This window comes from Pantoea sp. PA1 (genome assembly GCF_056856975.1).
In genome coordinates, this window is record NZ_JBXGEE010000003.1 from 424,964 (window position 1) to 441,888 (window position 16,925).

The following is a 16,925-nucleotide window of genomic DNA, read 5'->3' on the forward strand; positions in this document are numbered from 1 at the left end:
AATCCCCGGCGTTCGCCCGGGGATTGCTGACATTCTTAATGTGTCGTTCGCGCTGCGCGGCCCTGCCTGCTTCAGCCTGCCTGGCCGGTGTTACGCTCAAAGTGACTGTTCACAAAGGCGCGGCAGCGTGGCGAAATGGGATCGAGGAACACCTGTTCCGGCGAACCTGACTCCTCAATGATCCCCTGATGCAGAAACACCGCCTTGTTCGACACGTCTCGCGCAAAACCCATCTCATGCGTGACGATAATCATGGTGCGCCCCTCTTCCGCCAGGCCGCGGATCACCCGCAGGACTTCGCCCACCAGCTCCGGATCCAGTGCCGAGGTCGGCTCATCGAACAGAATCGCTTTCGGCTGCTGCGCCAGCGCCCGCGCAATGGCCACACGCTGCTGCTGTCCGCCGGAGAGCTGAGAGGGCCAGGCGTCGCGCTTTGCATACAGCCCGACCTTGTGCAACAGCGCTTCCGCCTCTTCGACAGCCTCGCGGTGGCTGCGCTTCTGCACATGAACCGGGGCTTCAATAATGTTCTGCATCACGGTTTTATGCGGCCACAGATTAAAGCTCTGAAACACAAAGCCGAGCTGCATGCGCATCAGCTTAATGCGCCGACGCTGCTCCCGGTTCAGTTTTTCATCGGCGTTATCCAGCGTGACGCTGACTTCGCCTACCGCTATCTCACCGGCCTGAGGCACTTCAAGAAACGGGATGCAGCGCAACAGCGTACTTTTGCCCGATCCGCTGGCTCCAATCAGCGAAATCACGTCGCCATCCTGGGCAGTCAGACTGATGTCGTGCAGCACTTCGTGTCCCGCATAACTCTTTCTGAGATGGCTCAGCATAATCGTGGGGGCCGTCATGAGCGTGCTCCAAAGTAGTAAGGTGACAGGCGTCGTTCCAGCATTGATACGCCTTTGCTGACCAGCATGGTCAGTATCAGGTAGATCACCGCCGCGCTCAGGAATACCTCCAGCGCCCGGAACGTGGAAGAGACGATGGAATCCGCAATGCCGGTCATCTCCATCAGGCTGATGGTGCTGACCAGCGAGGTCGCTTTGATCATAGAGATGATTTCATTGCTGTAAGCCGGAAGCGCCTGACGGATCGCAATCGGCAGGGTGATGCGGGTAAAGATTTTGTACGACGACATGCCCGACACTCTGGCGGCTTCCAGTGACTGCGAGCTGACAGCCCGCAACCCGCCGCGCAGGATCTCCGAGGTATAGGCGGCATCATTGAGGATCAGCGCCAGCAAGCCGCACCAGTAAGGATCGCGCAGCAGCGGCCAGAACAGGCTCTCCCGCACCGCCGGTAAACTGCCGAGTCCGTAGTAGACCATAAAGATCTGGATCAGCAACGGCGTGCCGCGAAACAGCCAGACATAAAAGCGGCAGAACAGGCTGCCGACTCGCGTCATGCGCAGCAGATTAAGCAGCAGCGCCAGTACGCCCCCTCCCAGCAGCGACAGCAGCGCCAGGTTGATGGTCAGCGGCAATCCCTTCAGCAGCGCCAGCAGCGTCTGCTGTAAAAAGTTGATATCCACGTGGACTCCCTAGCTTTTCACGCGCTGTTGACCGCGCATCGCAAATTTCTCCACGTAGCGGAACACCATATCGGAGCAGGTGGTGATAATCAGATAGATCACGGCACCCACGCTGTAGAAGAAAAAGGACATCTGGGTCGAGTTGGCCGCCGTTGAGACCTGATTCATGGTTTCAACCAGTCCGGTCACCGACACCAGTGCCGACTCTTTGATCACCGATTGCCACTGGTTGCCCATACCGGGCAGCGCCGTGCGCAGCGCCTGCGGGACGATGATGCGACGGAACATCATCAGTCGCCCCATCCCGGTGACGGTCGCTGCTTCCAGCGTTCCACCCGGAATAGCGTAGAAGGCCCCCCGGAATACGCCGCTCTGATAGGCACCCGAGATCAGCCCGATGGCAATCGCTCCCGCCACAAAACCGTTCACATCGAACGGCCCCTGCAGGCCCAGCGCGGTGCCGACGGCGGAAACCACCTGGCGTCCGCCGAAGTAGAACAGATAGATCACCAGCAGTTCCGGTACGCCACGAAACAGCGTGATGTAACCGGCTGCCAGCCGCTGCTGCCAGCGCGCACCGGCGATCTGCATCCAGCAGAGGACGCTGCCGAGCAGCGCACCCAGCAGCCAGGCGCAGAGTGAAACGCTGACGGTGACGGCGGCGGCGTTAAGCAGCACGCCGCCCCAGCCCTCGTCCCCAAAACCCAGCATCTGCCAGTCAATGTTCATCAGCATCCGCGGTTACGCTTTTGGCGCGACGTCTTCGCCAAACCATTTGATCGACAGTTTGCTCAGCGTGCCATCTTTGATCATCGACTCCAGCGCCTGATTCAGCACCTGCTGCAGCTCGCTGTTGCCTTTGCGCAGGCCAATCGCCGAGCCCGCGCCCAGTACGCCACCCGAGAAGCCGTAGCCGCTGCTGCTGATCGCATCCGCATGCTTTTTCACAAAGGCGTTGAGGTTGGTGCGGGATGCCATTACCGCGTCAACGCGCCCGTTCATCAGGTCAGCAAAGGTTTCAGGACCGGCCTGATAGGTCCGGATGGTGGCCACATCGCCGAGGTATTTTTGCAGGAAATCGGCCTGAATGGTGGCAACCTGTACCGCGATGGTTTTGCCTTTGAAGGTGGTTTTCAGATCGTCGATCGCTTTTTTCATGCCCGCGTCATCATCGGCCGTGACCACCGTGCCACTGCCTGGCAGCGTAGCCAGCGGGCTGTTTTTAGCGGTAACAAAGCTGGAGACGCTGACGGTGTACTGGTGGGTGAAGTCAATCGCCTCAGCCCGTTTCGGCGTCACGGTCACCGCATCGACCACCGCATCATATTTGCCGTCGATCAGGCCCGGGATCATGCCTGACCATTTCTGGGCAATGATTTCATATTTAAAGCCTGCCCGTTTAGCCAGCTCCGCCACCATATCGGGCTCATAGCCGACGATCTTTCCGCTCGGGGTGGTCTGATTAAACGGCGGATAAGCCGCTTCGGTAGCAAACTTCAGGGTGCCAAAATCTTTTGCCTGGCTGAATGCAGACGTGGCAAGCAGGGCCACGGTCAGAGAAGCCGTGAACAGACGGTTACGCATCATCATAAAACCTCATTTATTATTCGGAGAGTAAATCAATGGCAAGACGGGTCAGCGCCTGCGTCCCGGCAGCAATACTGCGTTCATCCGGCTGATAGTCGGAGTTATGCAGGTGATCGTCACGGCCCGGGGTTGCCGATCCGATATGGATCTGACATCCCGGTACCCGTTCCGTAAACAGTGAAAAATCTTCGGCGCCAAAGCTGGCGCTCGGCTGAGCGATGATGGCTTTACCGAACTGATGAGACAAAATCCCTTCCAGCGCGTCAATCAGGCGATCGTCATTCATCAGGGGCGGAACACCCCGCTGGAAATTCACCTCAACCCGCACATTCTGCGCCAGCGCCACGCCTTCACACATCCGTTTAAACGAGGCTTCCATCGCAGCACGCACCTCGGGAGATTTGGTCCGGATGGTGCCCTGGAACAGGCAGCTGTCAGGAATGATGTTGTGGGTAGTGCCGCCCTCAATGTGTCCGATGGTTAACACGGCAGAGTGCGCCGGATCGCGTTCACGCGAAATGATGCTCTGTAACTGACTGATGAGATGCACGGTGGCGATGATCGGATCGGTGCCCATGTGCGGACGCGCCGCGTGGGTTGAAACGCCCTGCACCGTGACATCAAACTCGTCACTGGAGGCGGTGCTGGCGCCGCGGGTCAGCGCAATCTCACCCGCGGTCAGTTCAGGCTTGTTATGCAGGGTTATCGCCCAGTCGACGCCGTCTGCCGCACCATCGGCGATCATCGCTGCGGCACCGCTCTCAGGCGTCTCTTCTGCGGGCTGGAAGATCAGCCGGACGCGGCCTTTCAGTTGCTGTCGATAGTGCGGCAGGAGTGTGGCCACACCCAGCATCGTCGCGGTGTGAATATCGTGACCACAGGCGTGCATCCTGCCGGGATAGCGGCTGGCAAACGGCAGACCCGTCTGCTCATGGATGGGCAGCGCATCCATGTCGGCGCGCAACAGCAGCGTCTTTCCAGGCTCTGCGCCCACAATATCCACAACAACGCCGCTGCGGCCGACGCCGGTTTGCGGGTCCAGCCCCTGAGCCCGCAGGTAGTCGGTCACCACCTGGGCAGTGCGCAGCGTATCAAAGCCTAATTCCGGATGCGCATGGATATCACGGCGAATCGCAACCAACTGCGATTCAAGTTCATTGACTCTGGCTTTTATTTCCCCGGCCAGTCGTGCTTTTTCCTGATTCATAGCCGCCCCGGCAATAGCAGACCGGCATGCCTATGCCGGTCCTTATTTTTATTTCATCCTGATACAGGATGGTGATGACCGTTTATTTATTCACAGCACGTGACAGAAAGCAACGCGTAATGCGCCTTCAGGAATTAATATAAATCAATAAGATAGAACTATTTATTGGAAAGCCGTATGAGGGAGTCATGGATAAGTAATAATATTAATAATCCACTTCGCAACATTACTTTCCCTGATGTTAATTTATCCGTTCCGGCTTATCCGGATGCCGCATAAAAAAGAGTTTGAGTATTTCCGCTAATTTCTCCGGCTGTTCGTCCGGAATAAAGTGGCCACAGTTGAGAATATTTTCACTGTACACCGGCTGCGCCACCGCGCGTAACGGTGTGGCCATATCCGGTATCGACCCCTGATCGGCACTGACTGCCAGCAGCGGTATCTCCAGTTTCCCTTTTAGCGCGCGCTGGCGATTCTGCTCTGCAGAGCGCTCAAACGAACGGTAGAAAGCGAGTCCGGCGCGCAGCGCGCCGGGCTGCTGAAAGATGCGCAGATATTCACGACGCGCCGCCGCATTAATATGATGCGGATTCGCGGCCTTACGGTTAAAAAACCACTCCAGGTAGATCGCCTCTCTGCCCGCAATCAGCGCTTCCGGCAGATCGTTCAGGCCATGAAAGGCAAAGTGCCAGATTTTAGCGGCGTTTTCACCCGTAACAGGCAGTGAATCCGGCAGGGTAACACCGGGTATGCCGCCATCCAGCAGTGCAAGAGAGCTGACCCTTTCCCTGAAGCCCGCCGCCAGCGCCCACGCGACCCAGGCACCAATATCATGCCCGACCAGATGAAAGCGCTGGATACCCAGCTGATCCAGCAGCGCCACGATATGCTGCGCCACGCTGTCGGTGTCATAGCCATCGGGCGGAAAGTCTGAATCCCCCTGGCCAGGCAGGTCAGGTGCAATCACCTGAAAACGGCTCGCCAGACGAGGGATCACCTCCCGCCAGGCGAAGCTGCTCTGCGGAAATCCGGCGAGCAGCACCACGGTTTCTGCCTGCGCATGGCCTGCGCTAAGGTAGTGCAGCCGCTGTGAATCTGTCCGGACAAAATGGTGCTGATAGGGAGCAAAAGCGTGCATAAAACCTCCTGATAATAAGGAAACGATTATTTCCTTAATGAGCAAAAAAATTCAGTCGACGATTTTCAGCGCCAGCGGAATGATGCTGGCATCGGGCCGGGTGGCCGCCACTTTGCCCGCCACCCGCATGCCCAGCACCAGACAGAGCAGCAGTGAGGCAGTGGCGTCACACTCCAGTGACGGGTTGACTGAGCCATCCTGCTGACCCAGACGGATAAGCTGCTGCAGATTTTGCTGATTGCGCAGCAGGGCGGCGCTGACCGCATCAGCCAGCTCCTCATCCAGGGTGTGCAGCTCAACGGCACTGACCGCGACCAGACAGCCGCGTTCACCTTCAACGTCGCGCACGGAATCGACATAAAAACGCAGCAGCGCCGCCAGCTTCTCCCGGCCCGTTTCACATTCGGCCAGCCGCGCGGCCAGACTGCTGTTGCGCAGTGAGAGATAGCGGGCAAAGACGGTTGCAAACAGCGTGCGCTTGTCGGTAAAGGCCTTATAGATGCTGCCGGTGGTCAGCTGCATCGCCTGCCCGAGATCGCCGACTGACGTCGCGTGATACCCCTTCTGCCGGAACAGCAGCATCGCCCTGTCCAGTGCGGCATCCGTATCGAACGCCCGGGGTCGTCCCCGCTCGTGATGGGGGTTGTTATTCATCGTCGATTCCATTAGGAAATGATCATTTCCTTTAAGATAGCCGTTTTAACCTGGCGGGCAAAGCTTTTTTAACACCCTTTCTCATCCGCCTGCGAAGGGCCTCTCACCCCTGACCTGACGCAAAGCAGTCAGGCTGACGCCTCATCTATACTGCTGCTTCTGTTAGCTGAAGGAGCCCCATCATGGGACTACGCTGGTTCACTCCCGGGTCACCGCTGGCACGCGTGCTGTTTATGCTCGCCTGCCTGACCCTTATTCTGACAGGCCTCTATCTGGCCGCTCCGCTCATCAACCAGGTTCTGCTGGCGATGCTGCTGGCTATCATGCTTGACCCGTTGATTACCCGGCTGGATAAAAAGCGCATCCCCCGCATCGTCTCGTCACTGCTGGTGATCAGCCTGATGCTGTTTATCATGGTCATCACTACCCTGAAACTCTCGGTGCTGACACCGGATTTGATGCAGCTCAGTCGTCAGGCGCCGGTGCTGCTGGCCGCCCGACTGGATCAGCTGACGCTGGCTTTTGCCCGGCTGGATATTGCGGTCACCCCCGACAGATTACTGGCCTTTGTGGATGCGGGGGCGATAGTACGTATCGTCACCGCCTTTCTGACGCAGATCCCGGGCGTGATCTCCTGGTGGATTATGGTGTTCCTGATGCTGCTGTTTATGCTCTATGAGATGCCGCTGCTGAAAAATGCGCTGCAACGGCGTATGCAGGGAAAACAGCGGGCCTTTTATCTGGCGTTACATGAGGGGATTCAGAGCGTCATTGTTTATGCCCGGGTGAAAACCCTGACCAGCATTCTGGGTGGGGTGATCGTGGGCGCCGGCGCACATCTGATCGGGCTGAAGTTTGCCTTTTTCTGGGGCGTGCTGATGTTCATTTTTAACTACGTGCCGGTGCTGGGTTCGTTTCTGGCGGCCATTCCGCCCGTGATCCAGAGCTATCTCCTGTTCGATCTGCAGGTCGCGCTGGCGGTAGCCCTCTTCTTTGTGGTGCTGAATCTCTGTCTGAGTTCGGTGATTGAACCGCTGCTGATTGGCAAGCGACTGAATCTGGCACTGACCACGCAGCTGCTGGCCTTTCTGTTCTGGCAGTCGCTGCTGGGGATTATCGGCGGGATACTGGCCATTCCGTTGACCTTTCTGATCAAAAAAGTCCTGCTGGCGAGTTATCCCCGGCAGGACCCGATTTCTGAGTTAACGCAGTGACGGCGTTTTCACCCGCCAGCTGCGGGTGAGACGTTTTTCAATCTCTACCACGGCAAAGATGGCGATGCCGACCAGCAGCGAAATCAGCCAGTAGTTAATCGGCAACGGGCGGGTACCAAACAGCGTGTTCATCAGGGGCACATAAATGATGATCGCCTGCAGGATAATCAGCACCAGCGTGACGAGCCAGAGGCCCCGGTTTTTCAGCAGACCGCGATCCAGCGAGAAGCCATCGATGTTACGGCAGTTCAGCATATAGACCCACTGCGCCGTTACCAGCATCTGCAGCAGCACGGTGCGGATAAACTCCGGGCTATAGCCGCGCGGCTGCAGCCAGGCTTCCAGCACAAAGGCACTGACCGCGATCAGCAGGCTGACAAAGACCACGCGCCAGATGGCGTAGACATCCATAACGTGGGCTTTGACATTGCGCGGCGGCCGGCGCATCACGTTAGCTTCGGCAGGCTCAAACGCCAGACCAAATGACAGCGTGGCCGAGGTCGCCATGTTCATCCACAGAATCTGAACCGGCGTTAACGGCAGCAGATTGCCCATCAGAATCGCAATGATGATCAGCAGCCCCTGTGCCATACAGGTTGGCATGACAAACAGAATGGTCTTTTTCAGGTTGTCATAAACCCGACGCCCTTCTTTGATCGCCGCCGCGATGGTGGCGAAGTTATCGTCAGCCAGAATCATATCGGCCGCCTCTTTGGTGACCTCCGTGCCTTTGATGCCCATCGCAATGCCCACGTTAGCCTGTTTCAGGGCGGGGGCATCGTTCACGCCGTCGCCGGTCATCCCGACGATCTCCCCACTCGCCTCCAGCGCTTTTACCAGGCGCAGCTTATGTTCCGGGCTGGTGCGGGCAAAAATGTCATAGGTTTTCGCGGCCGTGGCCAGTTCGGCGTCGTTCATATGCTCCAGCTCATAACCGGTGATGGCGGCCTGGCTGTTACCGATCCCGAGCATCTGACCAATCGCCATCGCCGTTTCCTGATGGTCGCCGGTGATCATTTTGACGCGGATGCCTGCTTTCTGGCACTCATCAATGGCCGCAATGGCTTCCGGACGTGGCGGGTCCATCATGCAGGCCAGCCCCAGCAGAACCATCTCACTTTTCAGATCGGCGTGATCCAGCGACGTCACGGGAGCGGCGGTTTTTTTCCAGGCGGCAGCGACGGTGCGCAGCCCTTCGCTGGCGTAGGTGGTGATGGCCGCATTCCAGTATGCCCGATCAATCGGTTCCGGGCCGTCCGGGGTCTGCTGCTGCTGGCACAACGTCAGCAGGACATCTGGCGCACCGGTCAGCAGCACCCAGGATTCGCCATTAACCACACAGCTGACGGACATATATTTGTAGAGGGAATCAAACGGCAGTTTGCTGACCACTTCCACCGGCTGCGGGGTTGTCAGGCCTTTGGCCGCCAGCACCTTGAGCGCCCCTTCGGTCGGGCCACCGACGATGGTCCAGTGTCCCTGACTGTCCTGACGCAGCTGGCTCTCGTTACAGATATCGACCGCCTGCAGGAAGTGCTGGAACAGGGGGTCCTGCGCCGCATTCACACTGCCCTGCTCCGCCACGATCTCCCCTTTGGGTTCGTAGCTGTTACCGCTGACACGCCAGCGGCTCTTCGCCAGCACCACCGCTTTCACGGTCATCTCATTCATGGTCAGCGTGCCGGTTTTATCGGAGCAGATCACGGACATCGCGCCCAGCGTTTCCACGGTCGGCAATTTCCGGATAATCGCATTGGATCGCGCCATCGACTGGACGCCCAGCGACAGGATGATCGAGATAATGGCGGGCAGACCTTCCGGCACGGTAGCGACGGCCAGGCTGATCACGGAGAGCAGCAGTTCGCCCAGCGGGATATCCCGCAGCAGATAGCCAAAGATAAACAGCACCACCATCATCGCCAGGATGATGAGAAAAATTGCCTTACCAAGTTTATCGATCTGCACCAGCAGCGGGGTTTTCGCTTCTCTGATGCCGCTGATCATCGCGTTGATATGGCCCAGTTCGGTGTCGCCGCCGCTGGCAATGACCACGCCTGATGCGGTACCGGAACTGACGGTGGTGCCGGAGAAGGCCAGATTCAGTCGGTCGCCCAGCGATTTTTCGCCGCTGAGCGTATCGCTGTTTTTTGAGACCACGGTTGATTCGCCGGTGAGAATTGCTTCTTCAACCCGCAGATTATTCACTTCATACAGTCTCAGGTCGGCCGGAATTTTATCGCCGGGCCGCAGCATGACCACGTCACCCACCACGATATCGCGCGTCGGCACCGTGACCTGTTTGCCATCCCGAATCAGCATCGCTTCGCTGGCGAGCATATTCTGGATGCTTTTCAGTGATTTCTCGGCATTGTTCTCCTGAACAAAGCCGATGAGGGCGTTAATCACGGCCACGCCAATAATGACAAAGGTATCCACCCAGTGCCCCATCATCGCGGTGATCACCGCCGCCGCCAGCAGGATATAGATCAGCACATCTTTAAAATGGGCGATGAATTTGAGCAGCGCAGACTGGTCAGCCTTTTGCGGCAGCGCGTTCGGGCCCTGCTTCCGCAGACGTTCCTGGGCTTCGGCAGTCGATAATCCGGCGGGCGAGCTTTTCACATCAGAAAATATCTCTGTCACACTGCGCTGATACCAGGGGCGCTGAGATAAAGCTGATGCTTTATCCTGCTTATCATTATTTAGCATATATAAACCTCGTGCCATTTAGCGATGAATTAAAGGCGCAATTAAAGGCACGCATTTTGCGGGAAGTCTTGCACGTCGGTTATGACCGATATCATATTTAGGTAAGAAACGTCCGATGGATAACATAAACGGGCAAAATTAAATCTGACTTATATTATGAGAATGACAAGATGCTTTTCGTTTAACTACGGTTTAAGTCATCTGAGGCAGTGTGCTTCGGCTTATATTCAGCCTTGAAAAAGGAAACGCTGATGAAAAAACAGAGCATTATCATGCTTTGCGGTTTCGTTATTTTCGCGGTCACCGCCACGACGCTGACAGGCCTCCTGACCTGGCTGGTGGTGAGGCAACTGGCGGCATAAAACGGATTCACAAACCTGTTGCCGTTGCGGCAGACGCAGACAACGAATATTAAATTTTATTTTATCCCGGTTGCGAAAAGCATCAGGGCGAATTACGCCTTCGTGTTTATCGTGCCGCCGTGAAATATCTGCAGCTAAGGCGAAGACAATGATTAAACGCAAAGTTATCTCTGTTTTTCTCTGCTGTTTTTTTATGACAGCGTGCGATGAAAAAAAAGAACCGGAAGCGCCGCCGCCCCGCGTCGTTAAAGTTTTTACGCTTGAATCGGACATGGCACAAAATATCCGGGTCTTTCCTGCGCGTATTCAGGCCGGAGATAATACCGATCTCGCCTTTAAACGGCCGGGCCAGTTAATTCAGCTCGATATCCGGGATGGCACCGCGGTGAAAGCGGGACAGGTTCTTGCCAGCCTGAACGATGCCGATGCGAAGCTGCGGGTGCGGGACCGGCAGACGGCGCTGCAACTGGCGGAGCGGCAGTTTCAGCGTTTCCGCACGCTGGAGCAGCGCAGCGCCGTGTCGAAGTCAGAGATGGACGTACAGCGAGCGAACCGCGACACCGCCGCGACGGCCCTGAAAATCGCGCAGGAAGAGCTGCAGTTTCTTACCCTGCGCGCGCCGTTCGACGGGGTGATAGCAAAAGTGGAGGCGCGAAATCATCAGGTGGTGGCCGCCGGGCAACCCATTGCGCTGCTGACGCGATCCGATCTGCTGGACGTTATCTTTACCGTGCCGGAAACCCTCTTCTCCGCGCTGGACGTTCAGAACCTTCACTATCAGCCGGAAGTGCAGTTTCACGCCCTGCCGGGCCGCGTTTTTACCGCGCAGTACAAAGAGCACACCAGCCAGACCAACGCCGCGACGCTGACCTGGCAGGTGGTGCTGACCATGCCGCGTCCGGCCGATCTTCCGGGCGTCAGCGGCCTCAGCGGCTCGGTTCGCGTCAGGCTGCATAATCTGCCGACTGCCGTCGCCCAGCCGCGGCTGGTGGTGCCGGTGGCCGCCGTGTTCAATCCGGACCGCAGCCCGACGAATCAACCGCACGTCTGGCTGGTCGACGAAGCGGGCGACGGCTTGCGCGTCACTGACAGGCCGGTTACCACGGGCCGCCTCACCGCTCAGGGCATTGAGATCCTGAGCGGGCTGAAGCCGGGCGACCGTATTGTCGCCGCCGGTGTGGGGGAGCTGCGCCAGGGTGAAGCGGTGCGCATCTGGCAACGTGAGCGGGGGTTATAATGGGGATTCAGGCGCATTTTCTTGATAAGCCCGTCCGCATCTGGCTGGTTATTCTGCTGCTGGGCGTGGGCGGTCTCTATGCTCTGCTGAACATCGGCCGGCTCGAAGATCCGCTGTTTACCATTAAGTCGGCGGTGATTGTCACCCACTATCCCGGCGCATCCGCGCAGCAGGTGGAGGAGGAAGTGACGCTGCCGCTGGAAAATGCGCTGCAACGCCTGCCTTATCTGGACAACGTCACCTCCATTTCAGGCAACGGCCTGTCGCAGATTACCGTGAATATTCACCCCCGCTATCTGGCCGATCAGCTGCCGCAAATCTGGGATGAGCTGCGCCGCCGGGTCGGCGATGCGGCCCGGCAGTTTCCCCCTGGCGTGCAGGCACCGCTGGTCAACGACGACTTTGGCGACGTCTACGGCTACTTCTTCGTCATCCACGGCAAAGACTTTACCAACAGTGAGCTGCGCAACTATGCCGATCAGCTGCGCCGCGATCTGGTGCGGGTATCCGGTGTGGCGAAAGTGGCGGTGGCAGGTGTTGAGCAGGAGGAGATCCGCATCGCGCTCTCCACCAGCAAAATGACCGCTTACGGCATAACGCCGCAGCGCGTGGCCGACCTGCTGAGCCGCAACAATGGCGTGGCCAGTGCCGGTGCGCTGCGGGTTGAGAGCGAGTCGATCCGCTTTCATCCCACCGGCGAGCTGGTGACGCTGGACGATCTGGCTGATCTGCCCCTTCTGCCCGCCGGCAGTCCGCAGAATCTCCATCTGCGTGATATCGCGACCCTGACACGCGGCGTGACCGATAATCCGGCCAACCTCTACTTTGCTGACGGGGAAGCGGCGCTGGCAATTGGCGTTTCGTTTGCGCCAGGCGTCAATGTGATCGACGTCGGCAATGCCCTCAGCGCGAAGCTGGAGCAGGATCAGCAGGACACCCCCGTGGGGATCAGCCTGAAGGTTTTCTATAACCAGGCGCACGAAGTCAGGCAGTCGGTCGACGGCTTTATCCTCAACTTTCTGATGGCGCTGGCCATCGTGGTGGGCACGCTGCTGCTGTTTATGGGCCTGCGCAGCGGCATGGTGATTGCCGCCTCGCTGGCACTTAACGTGCTCGGTACGCTTCTGATCATGTTTCTTTTTAACCTGGAGCTGCAACGGGTGTCGCTGGGTGCGCTGATTATTTCACTCAGCATGCTGGTGGATAACGCCATCGTGGTGGTGGAAGGGATAAAGATCGATCATCAGCGCGGCCGCCCTCTGCAACAGGCCATTGCCCGCATGGTGCGTCGCAGTGCCCTGCCGCTGCTGGGTGCCACGGTCATCGCGATTCTTGCCTTTGCGCCGATTGGACTGTCGCAGGATTCCACCGGTGAATATTGCAAATCGCTGTTTCAGGTGCTGCTGATCTCCCTGATGCTGAGCTGGATAACTGCGCTGACCCTGACCCCGGTCTTTATCCACTGGAGTGAACGGCGACGGGGTGCGATTCAGCCTGAGCAGAACGCCGCCTCAGCGCCTTACCAGGGAGTGGTTTTCCGGCTCTATCGCAAGGCGCTGGGTGGTCTACTGCGTTTTCGCCTGACGACGCTGACGGTGATGGTGGCACTGTTAGCCCTGTCGCTGTATGGCTTTACCCAGGTAAAGCAGAACTTCTTTCCTTCCTCCGGCACGCCGATCTTTTTTACCGATCTCTGGCTGCCCTACGGCACCGATATCCACTATACCGCCGATACGGCAGCGGATATTGCGCGTTTTATCAATCAGCAACCGGACGTCGCGGCGACGGTGACAACGGTCGGTCAGGGCGCGCTGCGCTTTACGCTTACCTATGACGCCGCACGCCAGTACAGCAACTTCGCCCAGATTATGGTGCGGGTGAAGGAGGCAAAACAGCTGGAGGCGCTGTCGCTAAAAACCGAGAGGTTTATCCAGCAGAACTATCCCCAGGTCAGGCCACGCATTAAGCGCATTCAGTTTGGCAGCGCCAGCGACAGCACGATCGCACTGCGGGTTATCGGCCCCGATCCTGAAGTCCTGCGTCATATCGGCAGCCAGCTGGATGCGATTTTCCTGGCTGATGGCTCAACCTTCCCGGCGCGTAACGACTGGCAGGAGCGCAGCAAGGTGCTCCGTCCGCTCTATTCGGCGCTGCGCGGGCAGGAGCTGGGCATCGATAAGCGGGATATTGACCAGGCGCTGAGGATGAATTTCAGCGGTGACGCCGTGGGCCTTTTCCGTGACGGCTCGCGGTTGATGCCGGTGATGCTCTATCCTGCCGATGAAGAGCGGCAGAGCGTCGATCATATTGAGAATATCCAGCTCTGGAGCGCCGCGCTCCAGCACTTTGTCCCGATGAGTAATGTGATCGCGGACTTCCGGCTGGAGTGGGAAAATCCGCTGATTATGCGTCGCGATCGGACGCGCGTGCTGACCGTACAGACCGATCCCGATCCGGCTTCGGGGCTGACCGCAGCCCAGGTGGTGGCCCGTGTACGGCCGCAGATCGATCAGCTCAGACTGCCCGCGGGTTACCGCCTGGAATGGGGGGGCGAGCTGGAAAGCTCACGTGAAGCGCAGAGCGGCCTGCTCAGTTCGCTGCCGGTGGGCTTCCTGGCGATGTTCATCATTACCGTGCTGATGTTCAACTCGCTGCGCGACGCCGTGGCTATCTGGATTACGGTGCCGCTGGCATTGATTGGCGTGACCTGTGGCTTTCTCCTCACCGGCATTCCGTTTGGCTTTATGGCGCTGATTGGCCTGCTGAGTCTGTCGGGTATGCTGATCCGCAACGGGATCGTGCTGATTGAAGAGATCCGGCTGTTCCGCCAGGAGAAACCCTTGCAGCAGGCGATTACTGATGCGGCGACGTCACGCCTGCGCCCTATCCTGCTGACCGCCTTCACCACGGTACTGGGTCTGCTGCCGCTGCTGCGCGATGTTTTTTTCCAGAGCATGGCGGTGGTGATTATCTTCGGCCTGGGGTTCGCCACCGTGCTAACGCTGCTGGTGCTGCCGGTATTGTATCGCTGCTTCCACGGTGGGGAGCAGGAGGCGCAGGGTGAATAAGAGCGGGCTGGCGATGCTGAAGACGCTGGCCTGCATCACGGCGGTGTCGTTTTTTACGCTTTATCAGAGTTACGACCGGTACTACTACGATGTCAGCCTGACGCTCAACGTGCTGAGCTTCGTCTCCACCATCGCCACACCACTCTATTTTCTGCTCAGCGGCTATATGGATGCGGGTGAGCAACATACCCCCGCGTGGCAGCTCGGCAAGATTCGCCGCATTCTGCTGATCTTTCTCTTCTGGTTCAGCTTTTTCTGGCTTGCCGGGATGCATCACAAGGGGTATCTGATTCAGCCGTGGTTTGTCATCGCGCTTATTGTGATTTATGTGTCGCATCCTCTGATCGACCGGCTGGTCCGGCGGCCGGGCGTGATGGCATCACTCATTTTTCTGCTGCTGATTTTCGCGTTCACCTATGACCTGCTTGCCAGTCTCTCTCCGGAGAGGCGGTTGTTTTCACTGCCGCCGCAGTATCGCATCTGGACATGGGTGCTCTACTACCTGTCGGGCCGGCTGATGGCCGCGCCCGCCGTCATGCCCTTTTTCACCTCACCGCGGGTGATAAAAACCAGCCTGCTGCTGCTGCCTGCGGTCTACCTGTTTACCTGGCTCTACGAGCGGTACTACTTTATTGCGCGCTTCCTGGCGACCAGCAACGAGGTGCTGCTGACCGGTTCACAGGTTTATCTGCTGGTGGTGCTGATCGTCATCAGCGTCAACGCCATCCGGCTGCCGGCGCGCGCCCGGTGGGTGACGCCGCTGCTGACCACGCTGGGAAAGACCATGACGGGTGTTTACATCCTGCACTATCTGATTTTTGGACTGCTGGCCGCAGCGATCCGCATCGAGACGCTGGGCGATAAGCTGCTGGTTATCGCCCTGACCCTGATATTCAGCATGACATTGTCACTGCTGCTGCTGCGTATCCCCGGCGTGCGCAAACTGATCAGCCTGTAGCCGCGCTGCTGCCGCTTCGGTGGCCGCACGGCGCGTGGCGATAAACGTCACCATCTTCGTCCGGGCTGCTTCGACTTCCTGAGGGGGAGCACTCTGCGGAGAACCGCTGTTATAGGGCGGCGCGGGATCGTATTCCATCTGCAGCTGAATCGCTCTGGCTGTCGCGTCATCTGCAATCTCCGCCACCAGCGTCAGGGCAAAATCGATGCCGGAGGTCACGCCTGCCCCGGTGATGCGATTGCGGTCCCGAACCACCCGCTCACTCACCGGCTGCGCACCCAGCAGAGCCAGCTGATCCAGGGAACCCCAGTGTGAGGTGGCCCGGTAACCCTGTAACAATCCGGCGGCCCCCAGCACCAGCGAACCGGTGCAGACCGAGGTGACCCACTGCGTCTCACCGGCTCGCTGCCGGAGGAAGTCCAGCGTTTCCGTGTCCGACATCAACGCAATCTGGCCCGGCCCGCCGGGCACAAAAATCACATCCAGTGGCGGGCAGGCTTCAAAGGTGGTGGTCGGTACGATCGCCAGGCCACGATCGGATCGCACCGGCTGAGTATCCTTCCAGATCAGATGGCACGCCACGCCGGGCGTGCGCGCAAAGACTTCCCAGGGACCGGTTAAATCAAGCTGGGTGAGTTCGGGGAACAGCAGCAGACCTATCTGTAACGGACGAGGCATAGAAAACTTCCTGTCAGGAGATAAGGGATCATCATGCCGTGATCCCAGCCCCGAATACAACGTCCCGCCCCTTTTTTCGGTCTGAGGAGGCCCGCGTCGTCAGGGCACACCGAGAAACCGCAGCAGCGCCGTCATCGCCGCCGCTCCGAGAATAATCATAATCAGCGGTGCCCGACGCCAGGCCAGCAGCAGGGCAAAGCCGACTCCGGCTACCCGGGCCACCCCGGCAAAATGGTGACCTTCAAACAGCGTCGTGGTCGCGGCCACCGCCAGCAGCAGGATGGTTGCAGCATCGGAGAGCATCTGCTGTGAGCGCTCACTGATAGGAAGACGGTTGCCCAGCCTGACACCGGCAAACCGCATCAGCCAGGTGCCGGCGGCCAGCAGGGCGATGCCTGCGATGAGGGTTCCCTGATGCATCATTTGCGCGATCTCCATGTCAGCAGGCCCAGCAGCGAAAACAGCACCGGCATGCCTGCCGGTACCAGCGGCGTCGCCACCAGTGACAGCAGCGCGCCAACGGTGGCGGGGATCCGGGTGCGTCGCTGCCGCAGCGCCGGGAAAATCAGA

General features: G+C 58.5%; 15 protein-coding genes and 1 pseudogene. 4 read left to right on the forward strand and 12 right to left on the reverse strand.

Annotation, left to right across the window (positions count from 1 at the left end; all coding sequences use genetic code 11):
• Positions 1 to 71: 71 nt before the first annotated feature.
• The 7 genes from AC1V0D_RS15485 to AC1V0D_RS15515 all read right to left on the reverse strand — a co-directional run bounded on the left by AC1V0D_RS15485 (position 72) and on the right by AC1V0D_RS15515 (position 6,141).
• The gene (locus tag AC1V0D_RS15485) at positions 72 to 860 is read right to left on the reverse strand and encodes an ABC transporter ATP-binding protein (protein ID WP_058957239.1); all 789 of its coding nucleotides are present in this window, start codon (positions 858 to 860) and stop codon (positions 72 to 74) included.
• On the reverse strand, positions 857 to 1,543 hold the full coding sequence (locus AC1V0D_RS15490; protein ID WP_046102848.1) for an ABC transporter permease: 687 nt from the start codon (positions 1,541 to 1,543) through the stop codon (positions 857 to 859). Before AC1V0D_RS15490 ends, AC1V0D_RS15485 begins: the two co-directional genes overlap by 4 nt.
• A gap of 9 nt (positions 1,544 to 1,552) precedes the next feature.
• On the reverse strand, positions 1,553 to 2,278 hold the full coding sequence (locus AC1V0D_RS15495; RefSeq protein ID WP_009092725.1) for an ABC transporter permease: 726 nt from the start codon (positions 2,276 to 2,278) through the stop codon (positions 1,553 to 1,555).
• Positions 2,279 to 2,284: 6 nt separating this feature from the next.
• Positions 2,285 to 3,133 carry an ABC transporter substrate-binding protein gene (locus tag AC1V0D_RS15500; protein ID WP_009092726.1) on the reverse strand — a complete coding sequence of 283 codons (849 nt, stop codon included), beginning with the start codon at positions 3,131 to 3,133 and terminating at the stop codon, positions 2,285 to 2,287.
• 13 nt (positions 3,134 to 3,146) lie between these two features.
• Positions 3,147 to 4,337: a M20 metallopeptidase family protein gene (locus tag AC1V0D_RS15505; RefSeq protein ID WP_482907719.1), complete on the reverse strand. Its 1,191-nt coding sequence runs from the start codon at positions 4,335 to 4,337 to the stop codon at positions 3,147 to 3,149.
• 241 nt (positions 4,338 to 4,578) lie between these two features.
• A complete protein-coding gene (locus tag AC1V0D_RS15510) occupies positions 4,579 to 5,475 on the reverse strand; it encodes an alpha/beta fold hydrolase (RefSeq protein WP_482907720.1) in 897 nt (298 codons plus the stop codon).
• Positions 5,476 to 5,526: 51 nt separating this feature from the next.
• Positions 5,527 to 6,141, reverse strand: coding sequence for a TetR/AcrR family transcriptional regulator (locus AC1V0D_RS15515; protein ID WP_325974118.1), 615 nt, complete (start codon positions 6,139 to 6,141; stop codon positions 5,527 to 5,529).
• 170 nt (positions 6,142 to 6,311) lie between these two features.
• On the opposite strand from AC1V0D_RS15515, the gene AC1V0D_RS15520 reads away from it, so the two are divergent.
• Positions 6,312 to 7,343 carry an AI-2E family transporter gene (locus AC1V0D_RS15520; protein WP_482907721.1) on the forward strand — a complete coding sequence of 344 codons (1,032 nt, stop codon included), beginning with the start codon at positions 6,312 to 6,314 and terminating at the stop codon, positions 7,341 to 7,343.
• On the opposite strand, the gene AC1V0D_RS15525 is transcribed toward AC1V0D_RS15520, so the two are convergent.
• Both AC1V0D_RS15525 and AC1V0D_RS15530 read right to left on the reverse strand, forming a co-directional pair.
• Complete coding sequence (locus tag AC1V0D_RS15525) at positions 7,332 to 10,052, reverse strand: cation-transporting P-type ATPase (RefSeq protein WP_482907722.1); 2,721 nt, start codon at positions 10,050 to 10,052, stop codon at positions 7,332 to 7,334. The genes AC1V0D_RS15520 and AC1V0D_RS15525 overlap by 12 nt on opposite strands.
• A gap of 227 nt (positions 10,053 to 10,279) precedes the next feature.
• Positions 10,280 to 10,687, reverse strand: a complete 408-nt coding sequence (locus AC1V0D_RS15530) for a hypothetical protein (protein WP_261766128.1) — start codon at positions 10,685 to 10,687, stop codon at positions 10,280 to 10,282.
• Here AC1V0D_RS15530 and AC1V0D_RS15535 point away from each other — a divergent pair.
• Genes AC1V0D_RS15535 through AC1V0D_RS15545 form a run of 3 tightly spaced genes read left to right on the forward strand, consistent with a single transcriptional unit; the run spans position 10,608 to position 15,677 of the window.
• Positions 10,608 to 11,651: an efflux RND transporter periplasmic adaptor subunit gene (locus tag AC1V0D_RS15535; RefSeq protein WP_482907723.1), complete on the forward strand. Its 1,044-nt coding sequence runs from the start codon at positions 10,608 to 10,610 to the stop codon at positions 11,649 to 11,651. The two genes, AC1V0D_RS15530 and AC1V0D_RS15535, sit on opposite strands and share 80 nt — an antisense overlap.
• Entirely contained in the window at positions 11,651 to 14,719 is a 3,069-nt protein-coding gene (locus AC1V0D_RS15540) for an efflux RND transporter permease subunit (protein WP_482907724.1), read from the forward strand. The genes AC1V0D_RS15535 and AC1V0D_RS15540 overlap by 1 nt, the downstream gene beginning before the upstream one ends.
• Positions 14,712 to 15,677: an acyltransferase family protein gene (locus AC1V0D_RS15545; RefSeq protein ID WP_482907725.1), complete on the forward strand. Its 966-nt coding sequence runs from the start codon at positions 14,712 to 14,714 to the stop codon at positions 15,675 to 15,677. The genes AC1V0D_RS15540 and AC1V0D_RS15545 overlap by 8 nt, the downstream gene beginning before the upstream one ends.
• On the opposite strand, the gene AC1V0D_RS15550 is transcribed toward AC1V0D_RS15545, so the two are convergent.
• The 3 genes and pseudogenes from AC1V0D_RS15550 to AC1V0D_RS15560 form a co-directional block, all read right to left on the reverse strand.
• On the reverse strand, positions 15,627 to 16,355 hold the full coding sequence (locus tag AC1V0D_RS15550) for a DJ-1/PfpI family protein (RefSeq protein WP_482907726.1): 729 nt from the start codon (positions 16,353 to 16,355) through the stop codon (positions 15,627 to 15,629). The two genes, AC1V0D_RS15545 and AC1V0D_RS15550, sit on opposite strands and share 51 nt — an antisense overlap.
• A gap of 99 nt (positions 16,356 to 16,454) precedes the next feature.
• Positions 16,455 to 16,778, reverse strand: a complete 324-nt coding sequence (locus AC1V0D_RS15555) for an AzlD domain-containing protein (protein ID WP_009092737.1) — start codon at positions 16,776 to 16,778, stop codon at positions 16,455 to 16,457.
• Positions 16,775 to 16,925: pseudogene (locus AC1V0D_RS15560) on the reverse strand (AzlC family ABC transporter permease); the annotation flags it as partial. The pseudogene AC1V0D_RS15560 and the gene AC1V0D_RS15555, both read right to left, overlap by 4 nt.

Bases quoted from the DNA above. Each gene is read 5' to 3' on its own strand.
- AC1V0D_RS15485 (WP_058957239.1), bottom strand. From the start codon at position 860: ATGACGGCCCCCACGATTATGCTGAGCCATCTCAGAAAGAGTTATGCG.
- AC1V0D_RS15495 (WP_009092725.1), bottom strand. From the start codon at position 2,278: ATGCTGATGAACATTGACTGGCAGATGCTGGGTTTTGGGGACGAGGGC.
- AC1V0D_RS15500 (WP_009092726.1), bottom strand. From the start codon at position 3,133: ATGATGATGCGTAACCGTCTGTTCACGGCTTCTCTGACCGTGGCCCTG.
- AC1V0D_RS15505 (WP_482907719.1), bottom strand. From the start codon at position 4,337: ATGAATCAGGAAAAAGCACGACTGGCCGGGGAAATAAAAGCCAGAGTC.
- AC1V0D_RS15510 (WP_482907720.1), bottom strand. From the start codon at position 5,475: ATGCACGCTTTTGCTCCCTATCAGCACCATTTTGTCCGGACAGATTCA.
- AC1V0D_RS15515 (WP_325974118.1), bottom strand. From the start codon at position 6,141: ATGGAATCGACGATGAATAACAACCCCCATCACGAGCGGGGACGACCC.
- AC1V0D_RS15520 (WP_482907721.1), top strand. From the start codon at position 6,312: ATGGGACTACGCTGGTTCACTCCCGGGTCACCGCTGGCACGCGTGCTG.
- AC1V0D_RS15525 (WP_482907722.1), bottom strand. From the start codon at position 10,052: ATGCTAAATAATGATAAGCAGGATAAAGCATCAGCTTTATCTCAGCGC.
- AC1V0D_RS15535 (WP_482907723.1), top strand. From the start codon at position 10,608: ATGACAGCGTGCGATGAAAAAAAAGAACCGGAAGCGCCGCCGCCCCGC.
- AC1V0D_RS15530 (WP_261766128.1), bottom strand. From the start codon at position 10,687: ATGTCCGATTCAAGCGTAAAAACTTTAACGACGCGGGGCGGCGGCGCT.
- AC1V0D_RS15540 (WP_482907724.1), top strand. From the start codon at position 11,651: ATGGGGATTCAGGCGCATTTTCTTGATAAGCCCGTCCGCATCTGGCTG.
- AC1V0D_RS15550 (WP_482907726.1), bottom strand. From the start codon at position 16,355: ATGCCTCGTCCGTTACAGATAGGTCTGCTGCTGTTCCCCGAACTCACC.
- AC1V0D_RS15555 (WP_009092737.1), bottom strand. From the start codon at position 16,778: ATGATGCATCAGGGAACCCTCATCGCAGGCATCGCCCTGCTGGCCGCC.